At 45.9% G+C, this 24,595-nt stretch carries 25 protein-coding genes, 1 pseudogene and 1 other annotated feature; of the genes and pseudogenes, 16 read left to right on the top strand and 10 right to left on the bottom strand.

Annotation, left to right across the window (positions count from 1 at the left end; translation table 11 throughout):
* The first annotated feature begins 188 nt into the window (after positions 1-188).
* Both ACH59B_RS20520 and ACH59B_RS20515 read left to right on the top strand, forming a co-directional pair.
* Positions 189-566: a globin gene (locus ACH59B_RS20520; RefSeq protein WP_013372940.1), complete on the top strand. Its 378-nt coding sequence runs from the start codon at positions 189-191 to the stop codon at positions 564-566.
* Positions 567-587: 21 nt separating this feature from the next.
* On the top strand, positions 588-1,319 hold the full coding sequence (locus ACH59B_RS20515) for a DUF2225 domain-containing protein (RefSeq protein WP_013372939.1): 732 nt from the start codon (positions 588-590) through the stop codon (positions 1,317-1,319).
* An 87-nt stretch (positions 1,320-1,406) separates the two neighbouring features.
* On the opposite strand, the gene ACH59B_RS20510 is transcribed toward ACH59B_RS20515, so the two are convergent.
* Together ACH59B_RS20510 and ACH59B_RS20505 are read right to left on the bottom strand one after the other, a co-directional pair.
* Positions 1,407-1,643, bottom strand: coding sequence for a hypothetical protein (locus ACH59B_RS20510; protein ID WP_013372938.1), 237 nt, complete (start codon positions 1,641-1,643; stop codon positions 1,407-1,409).
* Positions 1,640-1,810: a YycC family protein gene (locus ACH59B_RS20505; protein WP_016819983.1), complete on the bottom strand. Its 171-nt coding sequence runs from the start codon at positions 1,808-1,810 to the stop codon at positions 1,640-1,642. Before ACH59B_RS20505 ends, ACH59B_RS20510 begins: the two co-directional genes overlap by 4 nt.
* 98 nt (positions 1,811-1,908) lie before the next feature.
* Here ACH59B_RS20505 and ACH59B_RS20500 point away from each other — a divergent pair, with 98 nt between their 5' ends.
* The gene (locus ACH59B_RS20500) at positions 1,909-3,696 is read left to right on the top strand and encodes a M3 family oligoendopeptidase (RefSeq protein WP_404302521.1); all 1,788 of its coding nucleotides are present in this window, start codon (positions 1,909-1,911) and stop codon (positions 3,694-3,696) included.
* Positions 3,697-3,954: 258 nt separating this feature from the next.
* Entirely contained in the window at positions 3,955-4,356 is a 402-nt protein-coding gene (locus ACH59B_RS20495) for a hypothetical protein (RefSeq protein WP_017427267.1), read from the top strand.
* 123 nt (positions 4,357-4,479) lie between these two features.
* On the opposite strand, the gene ACH59B_RS20490 is transcribed toward ACH59B_RS20495, so the two are convergent.
* Both ACH59B_RS20490 and ACH59B_RS20485 read right to left on the bottom strand, forming a co-directional pair.
* Positions 4,480-4,716, bottom strand: coding sequence for an alpha/beta-type small acid-soluble spore protein (locus ACH59B_RS20490; RefSeq protein ID WP_013372934.1), 237 nt, complete (start codon positions 4,714-4,716; stop codon positions 4,480-4,482).
* Positions 4,717-4,806: 90 nt separating this feature from the next.
* Positions 4,807-5,772, bottom strand: coding sequence for an aldose 1-epimerase (locus tag ACH59B_RS20485; RefSeq protein ID WP_017427268.1), 966 nt, complete (start codon positions 5,770-5,772; stop codon positions 4,807-4,809).
* A 141-nt stretch (positions 5,773-5,913) separates the two neighbouring features.
* Positions 5,914-6,171: a binding site (T-box leader), on the top strand.
* Positions 6,172-6,226: 55 nt separating this feature from the next.
* On the opposite strand from ACH59B_RS20485, the gene trpS reads away from it, so the two are divergent.
* The gene (trpS, locus tag ACH59B_RS20480) at positions 6,227-7,216 is read left to right on the top strand and encodes a tryptophan--tRNA ligase (RefSeq protein WP_016819987.1); all 990 of its coding nucleotides are present in this window, start codon (positions 6,227-6,229) and stop codon (positions 7,214-7,216) included.
* Between the two features lie 42 nt (positions 7,217-7,258).
* Here trpS and ACH59B_RS20475 read toward each other — a convergent pair whose 3' ends face one another.
* A complete protein-coding gene (locus tag ACH59B_RS20475) occupies positions 7,259-7,426 on the bottom strand; it encodes a hypothetical protein (RefSeq protein ID WP_016324694.1) in 168 nt (55 codons plus the stop codon).
* A gap of 120 nt (positions 7,427-7,546) precedes the next feature.
* Here ACH59B_RS20475 and ACH59B_RS20470 point away from each other — a divergent pair, with 120 nt between their 5' ends.
* Positions 7,547-7,768, top strand: coding sequence for an alpha/beta-type small acid-soluble spore protein (locus tag ACH59B_RS20470; protein ID WP_013311857.1), 222 nt, complete (start codon positions 7,547-7,549; stop codon positions 7,766-7,768).
* A 250-nt stretch (positions 7,769-8,018) separates the two neighbouring features.
* On the opposite strand, the gene ACH59B_RS20465 is transcribed toward ACH59B_RS20470, so the two are convergent.
* The gene (locus tag ACH59B_RS20465) at positions 8,019-9,002 is read right to left on the bottom strand and encodes a metal-dependent hydrolase (RefSeq protein WP_290410119.1); all 984 of its coding nucleotides are present in this window, start codon (positions 9,000-9,002) and stop codon (positions 8,019-8,021) included.
* A gap of 203 nt (positions 9,003-9,205) precedes the next feature.
* Between ACH59B_RS20465 and cyoE the strand changes: the two genes are divergently transcribed.
* Positions 9,206-10,150, top strand: coding sequence for a heme o synthase (gene cyoE / locus ACH59B_RS20460; RefSeq protein ID WP_102998167.1), 945 nt, complete (start codon positions 9,206-9,208; stop codon positions 10,148-10,150).
* An 84-nt stretch (positions 10,151-10,234) separates the two neighbouring features.
* On the opposite strand, the gene ACH59B_RS20455 is transcribed toward cyoE, so the two are convergent.
* The 3 genes and pseudogenes from ACH59B_RS20455 to ACH59B_RS20445 form a co-directional block, all read right to left on the bottom strand.
* Positions 10,235-10,576, bottom strand: coding sequence for a toprim domain-containing protein (locus ACH59B_RS20455; RefSeq protein WP_017427271.1), 342 nt, complete (start codon positions 10,574-10,576; stop codon positions 10,235-10,237).
* A gap of 166 nt (positions 10,577-10,742) precedes the next feature.
* Positions 10,743-10,811 (bottom strand): annotated as a pseudogene (locus ACH59B_RS20450) (YjcZ family sporulation protein); the annotation flags it as partial.
* A 180-nt stretch (positions 10,812-10,991) separates the two neighbouring features.
* Positions 10,992-12,161 carry an MFS transporter gene (locus ACH59B_RS20445; protein WP_016819992.1) on the bottom strand — a complete coding sequence of 390 codons (1,170 nt, stop codon included), beginning with the start codon at positions 12,159-12,161 and terminating at the stop codon, positions 10,992-10,994.
* A 222-nt stretch (positions 12,162-12,383) separates the two neighbouring features.
* On the opposite strand from ACH59B_RS20445, the gene ACH59B_RS20440 reads away from it, so the two are divergent.
* The 7 genes from ACH59B_RS20440 to ACH59B_RS20410 all read left to right on the top strand — a co-directional run bounded on the left by ACH59B_RS20440 (position 12,384) and on the right by ACH59B_RS20410 (position 21,528).
* Positions 12,384-12,866, top strand: a complete 483-nt coding sequence (locus ACH59B_RS20440) for a hypothetical protein (RefSeq protein ID WP_016819993.1) — start codon at positions 12,384-12,386, stop codon at positions 12,864-12,866.
* 16 nt (positions 12,867-12,882) lie between these two features.
* Positions 12,883-14,034, top strand: coding sequence for a transglutaminase domain-containing protein (locus ACH59B_RS20435; RefSeq protein ID WP_102998168.1), 1,152 nt, complete (start codon positions 12,883-12,885; stop codon positions 14,032-14,034).
* A gap of 20 nt (positions 14,035-14,054) precedes the next feature.
* Entirely contained in the window at positions 14,055-16,139 is a 2,085-nt protein-coding gene (locus tag ACH59B_RS20430; protein WP_404302515.1) for a peptidoglycan D,D-transpeptidase FtsI family protein, read from the top strand.
* A gap of 182 nt (positions 16,140-16,321) precedes the next feature.
* Positions 16,322-18,400 carry a peptidoglycan D,D-transpeptidase FtsI family protein gene (locus ACH59B_RS20425; RefSeq protein ID WP_404302513.1) on the top strand — a complete coding sequence of 693 codons (2,079 nt, stop codon included), beginning with the start codon at positions 16,322-16,324 and terminating at the stop codon, positions 18,398-18,400.
* 81 nt (positions 18,401-18,481) lie between these two features.
* Entirely contained in the window at positions 18,482-19,231 is a 750-nt protein-coding gene (locus tag ACH59B_RS20420; protein ID WP_016819997.1) for a Cof-type HAD-IIB family hydrolase, read from the top strand.
* 49 nt (positions 19,232-19,280) lie between these two features.
* Positions 19,281-19,760 (top strand): DUF456 domain-containing protein, encoded by a 480-nt coding sequence (locus ACH59B_RS20415; RefSeq protein ID WP_016819998.1) that lies wholly within the window; start codon positions 19,281-19,283, stop codon positions 19,758-19,760.
* Between the two features lie 133 nt (positions 19,761-19,893).
* Positions 19,894-21,528, top strand: coding sequence for a polysaccharide biosynthesis protein (locus ACH59B_RS20410; protein WP_016819999.1), 1,635 nt, complete (start codon positions 19,894-19,896; stop codon positions 21,526-21,528).
* A gap of 17 nt (positions 21,529-21,545) precedes the next feature.
* On the opposite strand, the gene ACH59B_RS20405 is transcribed toward ACH59B_RS20410, so the two are convergent.
* Positions 21,546-22,835: a DUF2515 family protein gene (locus ACH59B_RS20405; protein WP_016820000.1), complete on the bottom strand. Its 1,290-nt coding sequence runs from the start codon at positions 22,833-22,835 to the stop codon at positions 21,546-21,548.
* 235 nt (positions 22,836-23,070) lie between these two features.
* Here ACH59B_RS20405 and ACH59B_RS20400 point away from each other — a divergent pair, with 235 nt between their 5' ends.
* Both ACH59B_RS20400 and ACH59B_RS20395 read left to right on the top strand, forming a co-directional pair.
* Positions 23,071-23,415, top strand: a complete 345-nt coding sequence (locus ACH59B_RS20400; protein WP_016820001.1) for a thioredoxin family protein — start codon at positions 23,071-23,073, stop codon at positions 23,413-23,415.
* A 215-nt stretch (positions 23,416-23,630) separates the two neighbouring features.
* Positions 23,631-24,563 carry a heme A synthase gene (locus ACH59B_RS20395; RefSeq protein ID WP_016820002.1) on the top strand — a complete coding sequence of 311 codons (933 nt, stop codon included), beginning with the start codon at positions 23,631-23,633 and terminating at the stop codon, positions 24,561-24,563.
* Positions 24,564-24,595: the final 32 nt, after the last annotated feature.

Below are 24,595 nucleotides of genomic sequence, written 5' to 3'. Positions count from 1 at the left end.
TCCATCCCGGTGAAGAGGATTGGCGGAGTTATTAGTGGTATTCATGGAATGACGAAGCGATGTGCAGTGAAGCAAACCTCTTCATATGTTAAATTGATAAAATGACGCTTATTTTTAGCGTCATTTTTTGTTTTTTGTTATAATACGAGTGTATATTTATTACCATAGCACAGAAAGTTGGAGGAAAAGTGAATCCTAGCCTGAGCATTTATGACAACCTTGGGGGTGCGGAAGGTATTCGTGCTATTATTGAGGCCTTCTACCCGAGAGTTTATAAAGATCCGTTGTTAAGTCCCCTGTTTCCTAAAGACATGGAGCCGGTAAAGGAAAAGCAGTTTATGTTCCTGAGCCAGTTTTTTGGAGGGCCGTCCCTCTTTTCTGATGCATATGGTCATCCGATGTTACGTGCCAGACATATGAAGTTCCCCGTGACGGAGGAGCGAGCAGAGGCATGGTTGTCTTGTATGGCAGATGCGTTAACGGATACGGGAATTGAGGAGCCGCTTCGTTCCATCATACTTAGTCGTTTGTCCGGTCCTGCGCATCATTTTGTAAATACCCCGTAAGCTTTCGGGGATTGCCGAATTTTGGAGAGGGTTGTAAAAACATTGGAACTTGAACCGTTATATCAGATCAAAATCGTCTGTCCGCAATGCGAACAAGAATTTCAGACATCCCGTGTCAGACCAAGCCTAAAGAAGGCTATTCGTACCGATTCAGATTTTTGCGCTTATTATAAGAACGAAAATCCCGATTTTTATGTCGTACGGGTCTGTCCTCATTGTGGATTTACTTCGACAGAGCACTCTACCGTTCAGTTAAGCGATCAGCAAACCAAGCTATTTAAGGATAAAATCGGTAATCGCTGGCAGCCTCGCGAATATGGTGGGCATCGTAGCTGGGAAGAGGCGTTAGAAACGTACAAGTTGGGTTTACTCTGTGCACAGGTCATCGGAGAAAAGGAACGCGTAGTAGCCAGTCTATTGCAGCATATTGCATGGATGTACAGATACCAGGGGAATGAGGAGCAGGAGCTTCGCTTTCTCAAATTTAGTTTGGATTCCTATGTTCGAGTCTATGAGCTGGAGGGCGTTGGTGCGAATAATGCCAAACTGCTTTATCTGATTGGTGAACTGCATCGACGTACGGGTAACTTTAACGAAGCAGTGCGCTGGTTTTCGCGTGTCATTAATGATAAGAAAATTATGGATGCAGCGATGATTAGAGCTTCTCGTGAACAGTGGTCTGTCCTGCGTGAACAAATGCTGGCAAAAAACTTCCAGCTACCTGAGGAAATGCAGAACGCAAGCTCCTCTTGAAGAAATAAAGGTGTGCACTATGACCAATTTAGGCTCATGGTTCACACCTTGTTTGTAAAACGAGTTATCTTGCAACTGCCTCATGAATTAATGATGGCGCAACGTGGTATCTGACAGCAAATAATCGTCGTCACAATCCACCAAAGTAACCTTGTTATGGCAGCATGGAAACACAAGCAGCTTTTTCATGCCTTCATGAATGAGCTTAAGCTCTTTGGGCTTCAGGGGCAGCAAGACGTTATCATGGTTGCAAAACGGACAAGACTGTACATAAACATCTCCCATGACAATGTCATAAGGCCAGGTTTTATCAAAAGGAATCATGATTTGTCCGATTCTCCGCCGTTCGAGCCAGCGGCTTCTTCTTTAGCTAGTTCGGCCAGCTTTTGCATCAAAATGTGCTGGGGTGTATGCATAAGGTGTTCCAGCGGAATGCCGAGTTTTTCGGATAATTTCACAGCCGTTTCCGGCGAAATTTGTAAGGGTCTCATCCTGTTTTCCTCCTAATTGTAGTGATTGTACCATCACGATGTAGCTTTATTGTATATGAAACCACATGAATTCGCCAAAAAAGAAAGGTGGAACTATTATGAAAACACCGTTAAAGCAAACATGGGATCTGGAATCTATTTTTAGCGGAGGCTCTTCCTCTGCCTCATTTCATGCATTTTTGGAAGAACTGGAGAGTAAGGTCCAACAGCTGCAATCCCAGCTTAAAGTAGCCAAAGTGCCACAAACGGTGTTGGATACCGAGCGTCTGGATAGTGTTCTGAATAGCATACAGGAGCTGTTTAATGGAGCATCGCAGGCAGGTTCTTTTGTATCTTGTTTAACTGCTCAAAATCAGCATGACAAGCTGGCTGTTCAACTGGGGGCGCGTGTCAATTCGTTGTATGCCCAAGGAAAAAGTGCTTTAGTCGCTTTCCAGAACTTGCTGGCACAAACCAGTGAAGACATTTGGCAGAAGTGGATGGAGCGCGAAGCGATCAAGCCGATTTCCTTTGTCCTAACTGAATACCGGAACGAAGCGCGCGAAAAAATGGCTCCTGAGCTGGAGAGCCTTGCATTGGATTTGGCAGTGGATGGCTACCATGGCTGGGGTGACTTTTATGATACCATTGTCAAAAATATGACGATCCCGGTGCCTGAAAATGGTGAAATTGTACACCTGTCTGTAGGTCAGGCAGCGAATAAACTGGATGAAGCAGATCGCAGCGTACGTAAAGACGTATTTGCACGTTGGGAAGAGGCATGGACTCAGGTTGAGGACTATTGCGCCGATACACTGAATCATCTGGCAGGCTTCCGCCTCAAGCTATATGAAAACCGAGGCTGGACTGACGTGGTTAAGGAACCGCTGGAAATCAGTCGTATGTCAGCCCAAACGTTGGATACGATGTGGCAGGTGATTAATGAAACAAAGCCTATTGTAGTCAAGTACCTGGAGCGGAAAGCCAAGCTGCTAGGCTTAGAAAAACTGTCCTGGCATGACATTGAAGCTCCGCTGGGAACATCGACCACTAAAATCCCTTACGACGATGCAGCCGCAACGATTGTTGAGCAATTTGGTAAATTTAGTTCGAGAATGGCTGACTTTGCCCAGATGGCTTTTGAGAAAAGCTGGATCGAAGCAGAGGATCGTCCAGGCAAACGTCCAGGCGGGTTTTGTACATCTCTGCGTCTAAGCAAAGAAACCCGTATTTTTATGACCTATGCCGGATCACCATCCAACGTTTCGACACTGGCCCATGAGCTAGGACACGGTTATCATCAACATGTGATGAATGAATTGCATCCATTGAATCAAAATTATGCTATGAACGTGGCTGAGACAGCATCGACGCTGGCAGAACTGATTGTATCAGATGCTCTGCTGGAAGCTGCTGAGGGTCAGGAGAAGGTAGCTTTGCTGGAGGATAAAATTCAGCGTGGTGTAGCCTTTTTTATGAACATTCATGCCCGTTTCCTGTTTGAAACCCGTTTTTACGAGCTGCGGAAAAAAGGTGTTGTAGGAGCACAGCAATTAAGCGAGTTGATGGAAGAAGTGCAGCGTGAAGCGTTTTGTGGGGTTCTGGATGAGGCTCATCCTCATTTTTGGGCTTCCAAGCTGCACTTCTATATTACGGAAACTCCTTTCTACAACTTCCCATACACATTCGGGTATATGTTCAGTGCAGGGATTTACGCTTTTGCGAAGGAAAATCCGGATGGCTTTGCGGACCAATATGATGCTTTGCTGCGTGATACAGGTCGCATGACAGTAGAAGAACTGGCCTCCAAGCACTTGGGGACCGATTTAACACAGGCTGACTTCTGGCGTAACGCAGCACAAGTTACTGTTCAGGATATTGAGCAATTTTTGCAAATGACAAAATAACCGAGTTACATTTTAGAAGGTCTCCCGTAAGGGGGGCCTTTTTTGTAATTTTTGCAGAGGATGATGAATAAAGTCGCAAAATGTCGAAGTGCAATTGATGCTACCTGTTAGCGAAATTTAAAATGATGGATATACTTAGAAAATAGTTATAAATACCCAATTATGTTGAATTTGATTGTAAGCTTAAAAACCTTCGCATATAATTGAGCCGTAAGACCTATTAAATATTTTCATATAAGGTATATAGGAGGGTTTTTGATGGATGAAGTAGGTCAATTGTCGTTGGCGAGGCAGATGGATATTGTTTTTAAAGAATTGGATAATGAATTGGCGGGTTTATCGTCAGGGATCGTATTTGTACAAATACGGAACAATGTGGTTGGTAAATTTGGGATTCGGCATAATCCAATTGCAGGCAAAGGTGGCACATTTGCAGCAGTAGACCCAGGCTTATCTGTAGAGCATCGGGACCATTTTCGGCGTATGGCCCTAGAAACGCTAAATCACAAGCGTAGCTGGACTCATGGTGAGATTGCTTTCGATTTTGCCATCAGACAAGGAACAATCTTGGTAGATGCAACATTAGAGTCTAACTACAACATGGCGAATCTCATGATCCGCTATAACAAGCCTACATATCGCGCGGCTAAATCTGAATAACCATCGACATTAAAAAGAGCAAAGAAAAGCGGCCTTCCGAAGGAAGACCGCCTTTGTTATATACCCGTTATAACGCATTTTGGTAAATTACGATAACGGAATGCTCATGTGGAATAATGACGCTTATTGACCTGAACGACCTGATAATTGCTGTTCGGCCAGCTGTACTAAGCGTTTAGTGATATAGCCTCCCAGAGACCCAGCTTCACGGGACGGCATATCACCATAGTAACCGTCTGCCGGAATGGTGATGCCCAGTTCTTGCGCAGCTTCATATTTCAATTGTTGCAATGCGTTGTTGGCTTGAGGAACGACCAGAGTATTGCTACGACGTCCTCTGCCTTGATTGGCTTCATACATGTGTAGTCACCTCCTTCGGCTGTGATGAGGTTAGTATGCGACAGAGTTATGAAAATATGCGCCGAAGGAAGAAAAGCGACTATAGGGAAATTAAGGATATATGATATGAATCTGAGTTTTGAGGTCGATGGATTGTTGAGGCTCCAGACGAATCAGCCCACCATCTCCGACTGGGTCAGGAAAATTGGGAGCATCAGATAGCCAGGTATAAGGCTCAATGCAAAGATACTGATCGCATTCCCCTTTGGTATATAGTACCCAATACTTAAAGTATTGCTCATCTGCGGTGTAGCGGATTTGATAGCCATCATCACGAGTCAAAACAGCTTCAGCAGGGCCTTCCGCTGCTCGCAGCACAGTATCCAAATTTGTTCCTTTCAAAGATAAACCTGAGGAGAGCTGTTCCAAATGATCTAAAGAAGTAATGACACCTGTAGGCAACTGCTCAGCATCCTGTTCATATACTCCATTCACCGGCAGCTTCAGGCGCCAGCGCTGAGGTTCTCCATCCACCATAAACCAAGTGTGGTATCCCAAGCCGAATGGGGCTGTTTTTTCACCTAGATTAGTGACGCGCAGCGTTTGGCTTAATACAGTTCCCTGCAAACGATATGTCATTTCCAGCCGCAAAGGAATGGGGTATTGTTCCATCCAGTGCGGATCACTTTCTGTCAGAAACTCGGTTGTTACGCTGCAACCTTCTTCATCCTCTTCAATATCGCTGCAACGCCAGGATTGATTACGGTGCAGACCGTGTATATGATTGTCGTTGGCTGTATTACGGTCAAACTGATATGGGACGCCGTCAAACTCAAATTGTCCTTTGCGAATTCGGCCAGGAGGAATCAAAATAGGTAAGCCAAAATGATATGGCTTTTGTAAATAAAATGCCAATTCTTCCTCGCCAGGTCGACGTACGATATCCCGGTTCAGCTTCAGATCACGCACGGAGATAATATTATTCCCCAGACGAGGGATCATTGTAACTTCCAATTCACCACTATGTAAAACATACGTGTCGTAACCGTTCCAGTGTTCTTTGGTCACTTGTTTCATATTCATGCTCCTTTGTCCACTATAATCGGTTGAAGCTTCGTGTCATTATGATAACAGATTTTTGGTCATATGGCACAATCGTCATTTGACAATAACAGTAAGCAGAATTATCATTAATGTAGCTTAGAAAGAAATGACATGGATAACACGATGATGAGGACAAGTAAGCTTTTGCATAAGCTCTTCAGAAAGCCGGTGGTGGATGAGAATCGGCGAGCCTGCACTGCTGAATGGACCTTGGAGTGCCGCACAGAACAGGATTTTACTTTCCTCAGTATGACGGCCGATTGCTCCTCGTTAACGGAGCTTCAAGATTGCAGCGGCCACGGAGGATAGCTCCGACAACTCATAGGCTGACAGCAATGAATAAGGGTGGTACCACGGTCTCGCGTCCCTTGAGGATGCGAGGCCTTTTTGCGTTCTAAAATATTGAAATAATCGGAGGAGGAAGAATATGAAAACCGTACTTTCAGGTATTCAGCCTAGTGGACAACTTACTTTGGGTAATTACATCGGCGCAATGAAAAACTTTGTCAAATTGCAAGAGGATCATCAATGTTACTTTATGGTCGTAGACCTTCATGCGATTACTGTACCGCAGGAACCAGCTCAATTACGTGAGCAGTCGGAGGCGGTAGCGGCATTATTTATCGCAGCGGGTATTAACCCAGAGAAATCCAATGTCTTTTTACAATCCCATGTTCCTCAGCACGCTGAGCTGGGATGGTTGATGACAACACTGACGAATATGGGCGAGCTGGAGCGTATGACTCAGTTTAAGGACAAAGCCGCTGGCAAGGATTCCGTAGGAGCAGGGCTGTTCGTATATCCGTCATTGATGGCAGCTGACATTTTGCTCTACAACGCGGACCTTGTCCCAGTAGGCGACGACCAAAAACAGCATCTGGAGCTGACACGTGATTTAGCGGGCCGCTTTAATCACCGTTATGGAGATTATTTTACTGTTCCGGAGCCGTATATCCCTGAAGTAGGGGCGAGAATTATGTCCCTGGATGATGCATCCAAGAAAATGAGTAAGAGTAATCCGAATGCAGGCAGTTTTATTGCACTGCTTGACGATCCAAAAGTCATACGCAAAAAAATCAGCCGCGCTACTACCGATTCGGGCAGTGAGGTTAGATATGATCCAGCCAATAAACCGGAAATTAGTAATCTGATGGGCATTTACAGCCAGTGTTCCGGTTTGTCGCTCCAAGAAGTGCAGGATCGCTATGAAGGTCAAATGTACGGAACATTTAAAAAAGAACTGGCAGAGACGGTTGTAGCTATGCTTGAACCGATTCAGCAGCGCTATCGCGATATCCGGGAATCCGGTGAAATTGGGCATATTTTGGCCCAATCCGCAGAGCGTGCTCAAGAAGCTGCTGAAGTCACGCTGTCTGCGGTCAAAGAGCGCATGGGCTTTTTGCCACGTCTACGCTAGAGCCAATTGAAGACAGACAGATGGGGTCTTCTACAAATTAACTTAAGAGCGGCGTTGTCGGGCCTTGATTACGAAGCCCCAGCCGATATTACCGACAGATAAAAGTCCCAGTAATATAGCAAGCCATGCAGAATAGCTGATGGATATAGCGGCTGCTGTCAGCAGGACAATGGATGAAACGGCGAACCATAGGGATAGACCTTTGCTCATGGTAAAAACCTCCAGCCTTCGAATGTTGAATTTCAGGAATAAGTAGATGTAAGTGAGCCATAATAATCTTGCAAGCTTGCAATGAACCTCACTCACAAAGAACTGAAAGGAGATTCAAATATGAGCAGACGTCGTTCAAACAACCTGCAAGTACCGCAGGCCAACGCCGCTTTACAACAATTAAAATATGAGGCAGCTCAAGAACTTGGCATCACCATCCCTCAGGACGGTTACTTCGGTAATGTCGTTTCCCGCGAAACAGGTTCTCTTGGGGGATACATCACGAAAAAGCTGGTCCAACAAGCAGAACAATCCTTGTCGGGCAGCAGCCGCTTGCAGTAATACACATAAACACTCCCATCTTGGAAGCTGTATTATGAGCAGCTGTGATGAAGAAAATCCGGAGCAAACATGCTCCGGATTTTTTTGCGCATGTTTATGACCATTGTGAATCACGTTAGTCTGCTTCGTCAAGAGGGCGCTTTCATGAAATGCTTTTTTTACGGGAATAGTCAAAAAAACAGCAAGCCCCCGTTTAAGGGAGACTTGCTGTCTGTAATACACTCGGCCTATTGTTAGCTTGGAAATATTTTTAATTCGTATGCAAGGAAAGACGTTTTTGCATCTTTTCGTCACTGAGCCATCCAATATAACTGTTGATCAGTCCGAATTGCTTATCCATCGCGACCACCGCCACAAATGGATATTGCCTCCGGTGTCGATACCTGACGTCTCCCCATCGCACAATATAGCCCCACTCCAGTTCTTCCACCTCGGCAACGGCAAAGGAGGAAAAATAGCGAAATGCTTGCACATCGCGATAGGATTTGGAGGCCTCTACGGCTGGATGTGTGGATGGAGTTGCGTGTTTCGTCCAAAATAAATGCTTGCCATTTAATCCGCCAATGTCATAGCTTCCATTCTGATGAGCTTTTACCACATGCCACCGGTTCCATGATACCGTGGGAATGATATAATAGGTGTCGCCTTGCTGACGCTTGTTGTCCATATCACGTACCGCTTTTCTGGTAATAAAATGACTCCAGGTTCGCCAAATGTAATACAGGCCAATAATGACGTACAGCGTAATAAATAAAGGGGCGGGCGGAACCAATCCGGTGATCCACAGCATGATCGCAGCAACATGGGTGCCGAAAATAAAGGGATCAAAAATATGGATGATATTCCAAGATATCCACTTATTCGTAAACGGCCGAAATGCCTGGGTTCCGTACGTATTGAATAAATCTGTGAATACATGCAGGCAGACGGCAATCGTTACCCATAATGCTACATGACCTGGGGGCACATCCCTGAAGATCAGGCAAATCAGTCCCGTTATGGACAAGATCCATATCAACCAGAAGGGGATAGAATGCGACAGTCCACGGTGATTGCGAATATACGCTGCATTATTTTTCAACCGAAGCAAGGTGTCAAAATCCGGAGCTTGTGACCCTACGACTGTAGCGAGCAGTATGACCGCTGCTAGCTTGGGATCTCCGGCGACGACAGGATCAGTATAGGCCAGCCCGGCCAACCCGACTCCCATGACAAAGTGTGTGGCTGTATCCATATCTGTCGCTCCTTTTGTATTGTTTCCTGTACTTATTACTACCCAAATTTACTGTAAACGATCAGCAGGGGTGATTTGCCATCTGAATTGTGAACGTTTTGTGCGTTTTCTGTCAAACTTTTTGGGGTAGGTATATGATAAAATTTATATCGGAGTTCAACTTACTCCCGAATTCATACATCTCTAAGGGGGAGTTACTCACAATGGATAATATTAGTTATAAGACTTCTTCGGATGCGGCTACCTATTCTGTAAAATCTAAACCACCCGGTAAGGCGGGAACTTGGAAAGATTTTATTACAGTTACCAAGCCAGGCATCCTTCGTACTAATCTGGTTGCAGCCTTCGGTGGTTTTTGGTTGGCATCGCAATGGGACGTTGACTATATAAAGTTAATTCTTACACTCTTAGGTACAATGCTGGTTATGGCGTCTTCTTGTGTCTTTAACAACTACTTTGACCGTGAGTTGGATTTGAAGATGGAGCGCACACGTAATCGCTCACTGCCAACAGGACGTCTGACCCCTACAACGGTGTTGTCATACGCTATTATTTTGGGTATTGTCGGATTGGCTGTTTTATTCTTCTTCTCTGGTGTGAAGGCAGGACTACTGGGCATATTGGGTATGTTTGTCTACGTTGGCATCTATACACTCTGGTTGAAACGTTCATCTACATGGAGTACATCCATTGGCGGTATTTCTGGGGCTATGCCTCCGGTAATTGGTTATGTGGCCGCATCGGGCCGTATTGACATGGGTGCTTGGCTCTTATTCGCACTACTGTTCTTATGGCAACCGCCTCACTTCTGGGCACTTGCCATTCGCAGAGTTGAGGAATATCGCGCAGCAGGATTTCCATTGCTGCCAGTCGTGAAAGGCATTCATCGGACTAAGATTCAGATGATTCCTTATATTGTGCTGCTGATCCCGGTACCCATCCTTATGTATGCTTATGGATATGCCGGTATTATTTTTATGATCGTGTCCGTGTTATTGTCCGTGCTTTGGGCGTTTTATGCCTTTAAAGGCTTTACGATTAAGGAAGAAGAAACGGATTCGTGGGCAAAAAAAGTATTTTTCTTTTCCATTAACCATTTGACACTCAGCTTCTTGCTGATGATCGTTGATACGGTTCATAAGTTCTAATACCAATCTTAGAAGCTGTACTATATAGAGCTGTCCAACAGGCATGAAATTGACCTGAGGACAGCTTTTTTGTTATTTGCAGGACTAAAGAACAGGAGGGTATACAATGTATTCCTCAAGCCCTGCTTTTTCCAGCTGGGCAATTACATATTCATCTGGAGTACCTTCTACGCCTGCATAGCCTTTGCGTGTATACATATGAAGGGCATCCGGAAAAGCGTCTGCAAGCACACCTCTTATTTTTTTCCCTGAGCTGTCGTTGTCCATAAATAAAAATATTTCGTCATGCTTGGTCCGCTGGCGGAGGGATTCTAATTTTATTGAGTTTAGTGTGCCGAAGGTGCATAAAATGTTGACCTCCGGATCGAGTAATCGGCGGAGTTTACTGCGGTCATTTTTTCCTTCGACAATCACGGTTATCGCCATTTTGCTCACCCCTTGCTTGATGCCTGTGCTCGAAATTCCCCGGGAAATGAAAGAATATGTGTATAGTTTAGCTCTAAAAGGGGTTCTCATGCAAAAAACAACAAAACAGCCTGCCGTAAGTGGCAGGCATGGGTTACAAAGCCGGATGTTAGGGCTAATTAGAACATTAGAACCAGCAAGTACGAAGAATGATGACGAGCAGAATATAAAGAACAAGAATGGTACCAGTTGAAGTTCCAAAAACAGGGCAAGGGCTTACAGGATGACAGTGGCTCATGGGCTGCACCTCCCTTTGTATTGAATTGTTCAGTCAAATTAGTCTATGAGGAGCAGGGTATTAGGTACTGTGCGTAAGCCCTCTAGAACGTATTTTGGGCTTTAAAGGTAGCATTTCAGCATGGCCCCTTAGTTATAATTAGGAATGATAAGGACCCGAGGCAGATAATGGTGGTGTAGGAGATAATCGCTGAACAGGAACGAATAGTAGACCAGTCATCAAAATTAGAAATGCGATAAAAAAAGGAGATATGTGATCCGGAAGCTGACCCGCCAGTACAGGCCCGGCAAAGGAGCCGATAGACGTTGCAATGGATTGTAGGGCAAAGGTTTTGCCCAATCGTGCCCCTCCGATTCGTATGAAAAGAGAGGCCAGCGCTGGAAAAATGATGCCTTTGGCTGTTCCCAAAATAAACAGGATGATGCCTATGGTCGCTTCGGGCGTGGTGGCGAGTGCGTAGAAGCTTAAAGACATCAGAATAATGCCGCAAATTAACCTTACCATCGGTGAATATTTGTTCAGAAAAAGCAAACTGAGCGTACAGAGTGCTCCCAAACTGATGATGGAAAAGAGCAATCCGGTGGACATCATGGACGCAGAACCGTTATTTCGTAATGGGATCTCGTAAAATAAAATGCCTTGTGCGCACGCCAAAACAAAAGGTAGAAGCAGATAACGCCAATTGAAGGGTAACCGCGTCTGTGCTGCTGACTGTGGAGCAGGTGTCGTATGACCATCAGATAATTGGGCCTGTGGAGCGGGTGCTTTTTTGGGTAAGGTGAAATAAGCCATAAGCCCCGTGATTACGAGAATGATACCAAGGGAGCTAAATGTCTCGCTAAAGCCAAAGCTGGCTACGATAAATGCGCCTGCAGCTGGAGATAGAACTGAGGCCAACGTATGGACAACACCATGTCCCGACATATATTTGCCCTGCGTAACCGGATGATCGGACAGTTGCGCCAGCATGGCCAGACAGGCTGGAGATAAAAAGGCCAACACATAACCACTAATCGCACGCAGAAAAAGCAATTCCCACGGTGTATGGATGTACGATTGAATGATCAGGATCAGGCCTGCAGCTGTCAGGCTGAACATAATATATCGGCGACTGCCGTGTTTGTCGACTTTGGGACCTGCCATCAAATTCCCAGGCAGGTGAGTAAGAGAGTAAATTCCCATCATCCAACCGATAAAGGTAGGAGCTGCCCCCAGAGAGATGGCGAATGGTGTCAAAATAGGATATTGTGCATGCAGATCAAAAAAGGCAATGAACAAGAAGAGATACAGCCAGAGGGCTGTTTTCATGTGATTGACCCCCTTTCCTAAATGTAAACTTTCATGTTACTTCGTATTGGCCCTTCCTAAGTTGTACGCCAGATTGGACGAACATAGACCACTTTGTGTGGACAAGAATTGAAAGACAAGGTATGTATAAGACCTAAGCTGACAGGACATTGCGTAATCATGTATAATTACAGAGACAATTTTGCAATTTGAATCATGTAGTTGGAAACGGGAGTGTAGCGAATGGATAAGAACGTCTGGTCAGAGTTTTTGGAACATAATTGGCAGATCGTTCAGGATAACTGGCTGTATATAGTGATTGGGCTTGTCCTATTGTTAGTCATATTGAAGATTGTAAGAACTCTCGTAAAATGGCTGATCGTCATTATTGTGATTGCAGGCTTGCTAGTCTACAGTGGTATTTCCTTTGAACAGGTTGGTAAGGTCGTGACTCAGGCAAAGGATGATGCAATTAACAAGGTTCAGAGCGAGGCTTTGAACATGATGATAAAAGAGGGGCAAAATGCCAAATACACCTCCAACGGAGATGGTACATTTACAGTGACCAGTTCCAACCTGGAAGTAAAAGGTCCGTTTGAGGGGGACAAGGTCAAGGTATGGTTTCAGGGAATGTCGTTGGGCGAATGGAGTATGAGTGACACAGTCAAGAAATATATCGAAAGTGCGAAAGACTTGGCTGCTGCACAGCCGCCACAGTCGCCGTAAAGACAGGAGGAACACAATGAACCCATCCTGGCTGGAGTCTATTCTTCATTGGAATGGCGTGACGGTGTTTCTGATCGCCATCGTAGTATTGTCGTTGATACAGGGGTGGAGGCGAGGAGCCTCCAGATCTGTAGGTGCGCTGTTTAGTCTCATTGTGGATGGCATACTCACTGTGGCGGGTATTTTGTGCTCGCTCGGGTTAGCGATGTGGCTTTCACCAAAGGTGCAGCAATGGCTGGCAGCTTACATGGAGCATTTGCCACAGCGAAAACTAAGTGGGATTGAGCAATTTTATTATACGCTTGTGGCGGGGATAGAGGGTTTTCCACTGCTGCGGTTCGCCGTATTGTTCATGCTCAGTTATGCTATCGCCCAGTTTATACTGCGTGCCATTTATGTGCTGATGGTAGGTGGCAAATCAGATTCCTCTCTCCATGAGCATCCCCAAAAATCGGGCTTTTTCAGCAGGGTGGCAGGGGCCGGAATAGGTACTCTTATTGGTGGTGCTCGCGCCATGATGATCATAGCCCTGCTGTTCATAGGCGTAAGTCTGTACCCAGACAGCGGGTTTAGCAGCTACGTACAAGCTTCGCCGATTTATAAGCAAGGTGCGCAATCGGTCATTGAGCCGTTGTCCGGGACTCTGATTAAGGATAAGCTCCCTGTATTTACGCAAGCTGTTACCAAGGAATTGAATGGTATCATGCAGCGCAAATACGAAATAATTGACCGGGACATTCCAAGCGATATCGTTCAGGCAGCGGCCAAGATTACAGAAGGGGCTAGCGGTGACGAGCAAAAAGCTAGAGCGTTGTATGAATGGGTAGGCACCCGTATTAGCTATGATTACAGTAAGGTGGAAGCCTATGAGCAACGTGGTGACTGGCATGAACAGACGCCCAGAGATACGTTTGATACACGTAAAGGAGTGTGCATTGATTATGCCCGCCTTTACTCAATGATGGCCCGATCTCAGGGGCTTCAGGTCAAGGTAGTGACCGGGCTGGGATACAACGGACAGGGGGGATACGGGTCCCATGCCTGGAATGAGGTATATTTGAGCGGACAGAATCAGTGGGTACCGCTAGACCCGACCTGGGCACAAAGTGGGGACTGGTTTAATCCGCCTGGTTTTGCCCAAACACATATCAAGGATAAAGTGATTTAATAAGGAGTGGAAAAGGGCACATGAGAAAGATAGACAACGAGCAGGGAACAGACAATGGGACGTCTGATCGAAAAAGATTCAGCTTTCGGATCAATCTGTTCTTTTTCAGCTCGTTCATTATATTTACAGTCATCATTGTAAGATTGGCGATACTTCAATTTGTAGATGGACCTCAGCTTAAGCAGCAGGAGGCCAGTAATGTTACCAAAAATGTACCACTTACGCCGATTCGCGGAACGATTTATGATTCCACCGGGCAAAATAGACTGGCGTATTCTACACCTGTACAATCGCTGTATATCACGCTCTCCAAGAACTATAGTGACAGCGTGGAAGAAAAGCGTAATCCAGATAAAAAATTGTTGCCTGAGTTGGAAAATATGACGCAAAAGCTGGCTAATCGGTTTGCTGAATATGGCGATAAAAACGAGCCGAAAATGACAGCAGAACAAATTATGGATGCTATGGACCGGAACTATCAACGGCTTAGCGGCTTTACGCCTCGTCTGATTAAAACGAATCTCAGCAAAGAAGAAGTCGCCTATTTTATGCAGCATAAGAGCGAGTTTCCCGGAATAGATGTCGTAGAGGAAACGGTACGTCATTACGATCCTGATACGGTAGCTGTTCAAGCGGTCGGTTATATTAAAAGCTACAAAAGTGCGCGTGAAACGTTGGATAAATATAAGAATATTCAAAAATCCATGTCAGCTGAAAATGATCCGGGCCTCATTTATATGGATAATGAATCTGTTGGCTTTGATGGACTGGAATATCAATATCAGGAACAATTACGAGGGAAAAATGGCTATAAAACGGTTCCGATTGATCCTCGAAACATGCCGGAGGGTGTAGATTCTGTTACTCCTCCGCAAAAAGGGAACAACATTTATTCCACGATTAATAAAGAGATTCAGATTAAAACAGAAGAAGCCATTACGGATCAATTGAGATGGCTCCATTCACACGCTGTGTCTGGCAAGACTCATCCTTATGCCAAAACAGGCTTCGCTGTAGCGATGGAAGTAGATACAGGAAATGTGGTAGCTATGGCTAGTATGCCGGATTACGATGCAAATTATTGGCAAACTGGAAATATATCCAATGATAACTATAAAAAAATTCAAAATGTATATTTAAATGGTACTATCCGCTCCTTTGGATCAGGTCAACCGGGCCAGCATCCAGAGTCAGTTGTCCTGCTCGGTTCCACCATTAAACCACTTTCAGTGTTAATAGGTCTGGAGGAAGGTTTATTCAGTACTTCATCTTACTACCAGGATACAGGAGCAGCCTATTTTGGGCGTAACAATTCTTCACGAGTACGGAACTCTTCTGGCCACGTGTATGGAGGGTTGGACCCGGCTTCTGCCATACGGCATTCCTCAAATGCATTTATGGTCGATATGGTAGGTAAGAGATTGTATAACAAATACATTAATAATGCCAAGGAAGATCAGGGTGTGAATGTATGGGACCGCTATATGAAGGAGTTTGGGCTAGGTGTGTCTACGGGTGTGGATTTACCAAGTGAATGGTCTGGTCGCAGAGAGTATGCTCATAATTCGAAAGAGTCCTCATTATCTAAACTGGCATATGCTTCTTTTGGTCAGCAGGGTAAATATACAACGCTTCAGCTTGCACAATATACAGCAGTATTGGCTACCAAGGGCAAACGGATGGAGCCCCATTTGGTCAGCCAAATTAAAGATACCAACGGCAATGTAGTTCAAACAATTAAACCGAAGGTGCTAAATGAAGTGAAATTTCCGGATGCCTACTGGAATGAAGTCATACGCGGGATGGCAACAGATGTCAGCGCATTTAAAGGTTTTCCGTATGACTTTGCTCGCAAAACGGGGACATCTCAGCAGAGTGTAGGCAGGGAACTGAAAGATAACGGGGTATTTATCGCCTTTGCACCGCGTCAGAATCCTAAACTTGCAGTAGCAGTTGTCATTCCTGAAGGAGGCTTCGGAGCTTGGAGCGCCGGACCTGTGGCACGTAAAATATTTGATGCTTACGACGAAGTGTACGGTTTGGACGGTGTTCCAAAGAAAAAGGACGCAGCGACAGCCGATCCTAATACAGCCAAACAGCCATAATCATTTTTATACAGATATTATTTCAGGTAAGCTTTCCTTAGCCATTGAGCTGAGGAAAGCTTTTTTGTGTTTTTTTATACGTTTTCTTACAAAATTGTCATCTTGGATTTCCTTGTTTCTTGTTTCAAATATGGTAGGATCAGGAATATGAGACCTATTGGAAGGAGTAATGATCAGCTAATATGGACAGAGGAAGTTTGGATAAAAAATTTTCATTCAAAAAGAAAATTGGTGAAGAGGACGAAGAAACGCGAAAACAGCGGACGGTTTTACGAACCAACCTACTGTTTTTTAGTGTTTTTGTGCTGTTTGCCCTGATCATTACCAGACTAGCTGTATGGCAGTTTATACAATCAGAGGAGCTGAAGGGCCAGCAGCAATCCATAAATACAAAAAATGTTCCGCTAACCCCGAGTCGCGGTACGATTTATGACTCCACGGGTAAGGTTAGACTGGCATATTCGACTCCAATGCAGTCCCTGTATGTGACTTTGCCTAAGGATTATAGCAAGCGTACGGAGAAAGGTCGCAAGCCGGGGGATAAGCTGCTCCCTGAGCTTAATGCTTTTGCTGGCAAACTTGCTAGCAAATTAAACGAGCTGGGGCATAGCGAAGGAGAGCGACTTGATGCAAAGGAAATTATACAACGACTCGACCCGGATTATATTCAATATAGGGGATTTACCCCGCGTTTGGTCAAATCCGACCTGAGTCAGAAGGAAATTGCTTATTTTCTGGAGCATCGAACAGAGTTTCCAGGTGTAGAGGTTATAGAAGAAAGTGTACGCCATTATGACCCGGATCGGGTGGCAGTACAAACGATTGGATATATGTACAAATTCAAAGGAGCCCGAGCGAACCGACCCAAATATAAAGAGTTGTATGAAGCCAATTCGGAGGTTCTAAGACCGGAACAAGTGTATTCGGAAAGCGAAATTGTCGGATATGATGGCTTGGAGCTTCAGTATCAAGACGAGTTAAGAGGGAAAAACGGCTATAAAACGGTAGAGGTTAACCCTCGAAGCATGCCGGAGGGTATTAGATCCATTACACCTCCAGCGAAAGGTCATCATCTGTACTCTACCATCAACAAGGAAATTCAACAAAAAACTGAACAGGCGATTATGGATCAACTCCGCTGGCTTCGTACCCATGCCGTATCGGGTAAACTTCATCAGGATGCAACTACTGGCTTCGCTGTAGCAATGGAGGTAGAGACCGGACATATCGTAGCAATGGCCAGCATGCCGGACTATGACTCGAATGTATGGAAAACGGGAAGTGCGTCGCCTTCAGTGTATGACGATATTCAGCATAAAATGGGGAACGGAACGATTAAATCTGTACCTAGTGGAAAAGGGGGTCCGCACCCGGAATCCTCGGTTCTGCTGGGTTCAACCATTAAGCCGCTGACTGTGCTGATCGGGTTGAAGGAAAATCTGTTTTCGCCTGGACAAACATATCAGGATACAGGAAGTGCGTACTATGGCAAAAATCGCTCCAGCCGAGTCGGTAATTCAGGCGGACATGTGTATGGTTCACTAACACCTAGTAGGGCTATTGAGGTCTCGTCAAATACGTTCATGGTCGATATGATCGGCAAGCCGCTGTATGCCAAATACGGAAGTAATGCAGGAATGCATCAGGGAATTGATGTATGGGACAAGTATATGAAGCAATTTGGACTGGGTGTACCGACGGAAGTCGATCTGCCCGGTGAGTGGGCAGGCAGACTGGAATACACCAGTAAGCATGAAAGTGCACTGACACGTTTGGTACAGGCATCCTTTGGTCAGCAGGGGAAATATACAGCGATGCAGCTGGCCCAGTATACGACTGTACTGGCAACCAAGGGCAAGCGAATGCAGCCTCATCTAGTCAGTAAAATTGTGGATGACCAGGGGAATCTCGTACGTGAGTTTAAGCCGAAGGTGCTGAATGAGGTCGCTTTTTCAGATACGTACTGGAATACTGTGATTCGCGGCATGGCTACCGATGTTAAAGCCTTTAACGGATTTCCCTATGACTATGCCCGCAAAACGGGGACTTCTCAGCAGGTGGTGGGACGTACGGTTAAAGATAATGGGGTATTTATCGCTTTTGCTCCGCGTCAAAATCCGAAGCTGGCTGTAGCCGTGATCATCCCGGAGGGGGGCTTTGGTGCGACGAGCGCGGGACCCGTTGCGCGTAAAATATTTGATGCGTATGACGAAGTATACGGGCTTGATGGTATTCCCAAAAAGCCTCTGGCAGCGAATTAAGGACTTGAATACTTTTGTGGGCTTCTCTTTTTCATGGTAAAATGTCGTTGGACATAAGGGACAACAGGAGGAAGAGAGACCATGGGAGAAAACCAATATAAATACAAACTGCTTGCGCTCGACATGGATGGAACTTTACTGAACGATAATCATGAAATAAGCCTGGAAACGATTAATTGGATTAATAAGGCGATTCAGGAAGGGATTCATGTATGCTTGTCTACTGGACGTGCAGCGATGCATGCTTTACCTTACGGTCAGCAACTCGGCCTGGAGACGCCAATGGTAACTGTAAACGGCAGTGAAGTATGGAAATCACCTCACGAATTGTGGCGCCGCTATTTACTTGATAAGGAGCTTGTTCGCAAGATGCACCAGATTGCCGTAGAAACAGGCTCCTGGTTCTGGGCTTACTCAACCGAGGAGTTATACAACAGAGATCGTTGGCCGGACACATTGGACACACAGGAATGGCTCAAATTCGGTTATAATACGGAAAATGACGAAATTCGCCATCAAATTTTGCTCAAGCTTCAGGATATGGGGGGACTTGAAATTTCCAATTCTTCGATGACGAATCTGGAAATTAATCCGGCTGGTATATCCAAAGCCAGTGGCATCGCTGAAGTGTGCGACCTGCTCGGCATTACCATGGAGCAGGTGGTTGCCGTAGGTGATAGTTTGAATGACCTGGCTGTGATTCAAGCGGCTGGACTGGGTGTAGCGATGGGAAATGCTCAGGATACGGTAAAAGAAGCCGCTAATGTGGTTGTGGCTTCGAATAATGAGGACGGCATTGTAGAAGTGATTCGAGATTATGTGCTTGTGTAATAAAATGATGGTGCACAAGCAAGATGAATAGACGAGAAGGAGGAGGCCCATGGACGTTGTAGGTTGGATTGTTGTCATTGTACTGTTCATTGTGGGCATGGCGGGAGCGGTGTATCCCGTATTGCCGGGGGCGCTCGCCATTTATTTTGCATTTTTTGTATACGGCTGGTTTTTCTCGTTTGCTCAATACAATGCATTGTTTTGGATTATACAAACACTTATCGTCGTTGCCCTTTTTGTTGCGGATTATGCTGTGAATGCGTGGGGAGTTAAGCGATTTGGCGGCTCGCGTCTGTCAGCGATCCTTAGTACTGTGGGAATCATTATTGGCCCCTTTGTTATTCCAGCATTCGGTTTGATTTTGGGACCATTTATCGGTGCTGTGCTGGGTGAGCTGATTGGTAAAGCCCCGCTGGATCGAGCTATAAAAGTGGGCTTTGGCTCCGTCTTGGGCCTATTTACTAGCACCGTGATGAAAGTAATTTTGCAGCTTGCCATGATTATTGTATTCTTAATTTGGGTGTTTTAACCTGAGATTCGTTTATTATGATTTACAGAGACAGAATCGACATGCGGCTCCGCACCGGTGATGGCTCAGGCCATGACTGTTTTTCGCGGAGCTTTTGCATGCATGTGAACAGCAAGAAAGAAGGGAACGCATTTTGTCCAATAAAGAAACATTCCTTAAAGGTACGCTTATTTTAGCCGCTGCCGCTTTGGTGGCCAGAGTGCTTGGTCTGGTACAGCGCGTTCCATTGGAGCATTTGCTCGGCTCCGTGGGGAACGCCTCGTTTACCATTGCGAACAACGCTTATTTGATGCTGCTCACGGTTGCTACGGCCGGTATTCCTAGCACACTGAGTAAAATGGTTTCGGAACGCTACGCACTGGATCGGCCTGCGGAAGCGCGACGTGTGTATCGTGCGGCTTTGATATTCGCGGCCGTGGCGGGTATTATCATTACGGCGCTGCTGTATTTTGGAGCGCCTTATTTTGCCGAGCATGTAGCAGGGGTTCCGCAGTCTGCTTTGGCTATTCAGGCTTTGGCACCCGCTTTGCTGTTGTTTCCTGCTATTGCCATGATGCGTGGATACTTCCAAGGACGTGGTAATATGACCGCAGGCGGTATTTCACAAATTGTGGAGCAGGTCGCACGGGTAGCAACCGCAATTCTGCTCGCCTTTATTATTTTGAAGCTTGGCTATGGAGATCGTGAGGTTGCGGCGGGTGCCTCCTTTGGGGGTGTCATGGGAAGCCTCGGCGCTCTGGCGGTCATGTTGTATTACACGGTGAAACTGCGTCGTCAGGATCGCCAAGATCGTCAAGAGCAATTCCAAGAGGAAAGCTCCGCGTTACCGATGATGCGGATTTACAAAGATATTTTTAAGCTCTCTATTCCCATCGTATTGTCGTCTCTGACGGTTCCGGCGGTTAATTTTATTGATACGTCGATTGTAGTTAGACTGCTGTCTGGACAAGTGGGATTGGATCAGGCGACTACTCAGTTGGGTTATCTAGGCTCTAGGGCACAGAGTGTGGCAGGTATTCCTCCAATTTTGGCCATTGCACTCAGTCAATCGCTCATTCCGATCATTTCGGCGGCTTTTGCCCGTAAGGATGAACAGCATTTACAAAATCAGATGACGCTTGCCTTGCGTATCTCTATTCTGACCGGAATGCCGATTGTGCTGGCTTTATGTGTAACTGCATATTCTATTAATGGTCTGTTGTTCAGCTCGCTTGGAGGCAGCGGAATTATCGCTGTTTTGACACTCGGAACGATCTTCCAGATTACGATGATGACTTCTAATTCGATATTGATCGGTATGGGCAAGCCGCGTATTTCAATGGTCAATGTGATGGTTGGTATCGTCGTGAAGTTGGCAGCGAGCTGGCTGCTGGCTGGTTGGCTTGGAATTTACGGAATTATTGCCGCAACCGGATTATGTTTTCTCGTCATTACGTTGCTGAATTTGCGTGTGCTGAAAGGTATTGTTACTTTCTCAATCATGGGCCGTCGCTGGGCAGGCTTCCTAACCGCTGTCGTAGTCTCGGGAGCTATCGGGTACGGAGTAAATGAAGCCTGCATTTTGCTGGTACACCTGATGCCTGCGCGTGTAGCTTTCTTGATCGCGTGCTGTATTGCCGGAGCGGTTGTACTGGTATGCTACTTGGTATTGCTGGTTGTATTGCGCGTATTGCGCAGGGACGAGCTGGGCAACTATCCGCGTATGTTGCAGAAGGTATTGCGTCCGTTAATGCGCCTACAGCGTGAGTCCACTGGACAACGAAGCTAAAAGAATCCTTCCTCTGTTCAATGAAAGGACCTAAAGCTGTTATGAGCATCATGGGCCATTGCTGTTTTTTGAATGCCGTGGCGATGCTCATGGCGCATAGCAAATAACAGAGGCCGTCTTGGTTCACTGATATGCCCAAGTGTAGAACCGTCCTGAAACCAGTCATAACGGGGAATCGGATCATAGGCTGTATCTGACCAAACGGCGTTCAGTTCCGGGCTGTACAGACGTTGACTTGGCGGGAGCCATTCATGTGCTAAAAGCGTTGCACTCTCTTCTGGAGAGCGCAGCGCTTTTTGTTCATTCGGAGTGAACAGTCCCGGCCAATAGTCGCTGCGAGAACCGGTATGCGGCACGCTGGCAGCAAATGCGGATGCCTGATCCAGTACCTGCTGATGGCCAAATAACATAGCGTAGAGACTTTTGCCAAAGCCGATCCGCTCGTCCAGATGGCCGAAACGCTCCATGACAAGTCCGGCAAGGCCTCCGTTTAGTCCAAGCGGAAATATAACTTGATTGAGCTGAAGCCAGTCATGCAAATAAAAGCCCGGCTTGTGTGTCACAAATTTTTGAAAATACGGATCTTTCACGACACGTCCTTCAATATAGTTTTGTTCATTAATAATGAGCGCCACCGTCAAAAGAGAACTATCCCGCCAAGCCCAGAAACGTTCCCAAAAGGGCTTCATGAATGGCGAAACGTGAAAATAGGGCAACAAATGGAAGCAACTTCGTCCCAAATGACGGCTGTGCATGTAAAGCTGCAACTGTGGATAAGCGTCCTGAAAAATAAGGGCGTTACAGCGCTCAAGTAGTCGATACAGCCACTCCTTTTCCTGTTCGCCGAACAGGTCGCCAATGAGCTCTCCTTTCAGATCAGTCATATTATAGCCGCCATTACGAGAAACCAGATGGGCCAGTAATGCCCAGTGTAATTCCGGGTAGCCACGATAGCATTCAAGGTAAGCGGCAGTGCGCGTGATGTTGCTGCGATTCTCCTGTGCTGTATCGTTCTTGATCCGCTCCAGCAGCTCACAGTCTGTTTCGCATAAGGGCATATTAAGAGAAGAGGGACGCGTAGCGGGTCCGTTCACCAGCATTAATGCTTCAGCTTCATTCATGGCGGCTTGTGCCGAATGATAATCCCACGGCAGTTCACGTAAGGGATAGCGTAATTTACGGGATTCGGTCCAGGCCGCACGTTTGCCCTCCCATGCCTCCTCCGCAACACGCGGAACGGAGCTCAGTAGCTTGAGCCCTCCCTGAAGCTGTCGAGATGCCACATGGAGCCATTCGGTGAGAGACATGTTTAAATAACCTCCTTTCAAGTGCAGGCATCCCCGTATTCCACTAAGTATGTTGGGTATGCTGTTAGAATGTCGTCGCTTATGTGGATTCTTAAGTATATCTTTAGTATGCCTCAATGAGAGGGCTTCCAATCGGCATGTGAGCATAATAGGGGTGTGTGCAAAAGCTTCACTTGGCGTTACAATAGAAACTACAGGATTTCCTGCATAAAAGAAGTTCAAGGAGGAATTATGTATGCAAAAAATCGTCTCTCATGAAGACTTTAATAAGGCAATATCCACTTCAGGTGTAACGGTAGCTGTGTTTAAGGCGGACTGGTGCGGGGATTGTCATTTTATTGATCCGTTCATGCCTGATGTGGAACAACAATATGCAGACAAGCTTACATTAATTGAGATTGATGTAGAGCAGGCCGAAAGTGTCAGTCAAGAGCAAAATGTTCTAGGGATTCCCAGCTTTATCGCTTACAGTGAAGGGCGAGAACTGGTACGTCTGGTGAACAGGCTGCGTAAATCCCGCGAGGAAATCGAGCAGTTTTTGGACCGGGCTGTAGAAGTCCATGCTAACTTGGCAAAATAAATGATAAAGGTATGTATGAGGGCTCCGAAGGGAAACCTAATCATCACGATATACAGAAAGCCGCTTCCTTCCGAAGGAGGCGGCTTTCTTACGGACACGTTCACATTTTGTCAACAAAGCTCGTATGTCAAGGAACGATATATCAGTTATAATTACTTTAAGTGATCATTTCACAACATCTAAAGTGAATAAATATTATATTTGGAAGGATACGGGTGAATTCATTGAATAACAAAATCAGAATACTAAAATGGCTGGCACTCGTAACATGCATTGTCATGTTTTTGGCTACCTTCGGTGGAGGTGTCGTGACGCGAACGGATTCGGGTCTCGGCTGTGGACGAGAATTCCCGCTTTGTAATGGTAAGCTGGTTCCGGCACATACCATCGCATCCCTTATTGAGTTCTCTCATCGCTCCGTCAGTGCCATGGCTGGAATTCTTTCTATTGCCTCGTTTGTCGGCTTTTTGCTGTTTATGAAGCATCGGAAGGATTTACAGCTATTCTCGTTGCTCACGTTATTGTTTGTTATCATACAAGGTGCGATGGGGGCGTTGGCTGTCATCTTCTCCCAATCGGCTGCAGTCATGGGACTGCATTTTGGCTTTGCGCTTATCGCTTTTGCCAGTGCGACTATGATGACGCTGGGAGCCTGGCAGGAGCATGCGGATTCACGCTACACTCCACGTCTGATTCCTGGGCGTGTCAGTCGGGGCTATCGTAACTTTATATGGCTATCAACGATCTATACCTATATTGCTGTTTATTCAGGAGCGTTGCTTAGTCATTCGGTCATCCAGAAGGTTGTAAATATTGGGGGCTTCATATCTCCACTGCTGCTTCATCAGATTTCAGCCGGACTGCTGTTCGTCATTATTTTGGCTGTGGGTCACTACTCGTACCGTTATCACCCGAATCACCGGGATATTCGTACCCTAGGTGTCGTATCGGTCGTATTGATCATTCTTCAAGTAGTGATTGGCATTATCTTGCTGTACGTCAACAGACCTGAAATTTACATGTTTATCGTGCTGGGACATATGCTGGTGATTGCATCGTTGTTCTCCGTTTTGGCTTATCTGAGCTATCGTGTATGGCAATTGTCACCGGACCGCAAGCTTGTTCCGACCCAAGCACAGCGTACCTAAGCGTTTCGTAGATCATTATAAAACGTATTTTG

The sequence above is a fragment of the Paenibacillus sp. DP01 genome, from assembly GCF_044784315.1.
GTDB classification, from domain to species: Bacteria; Bacillota; Bacilli; order Paenibacillales; family Paenibacillaceae; genus Paenibacillus; species Paenibacillus polymyxa.
Note: the sequence above shows the minus strand (reverse complement) of the source record. Positions and strands in the feature narration are given on the sequence as shown.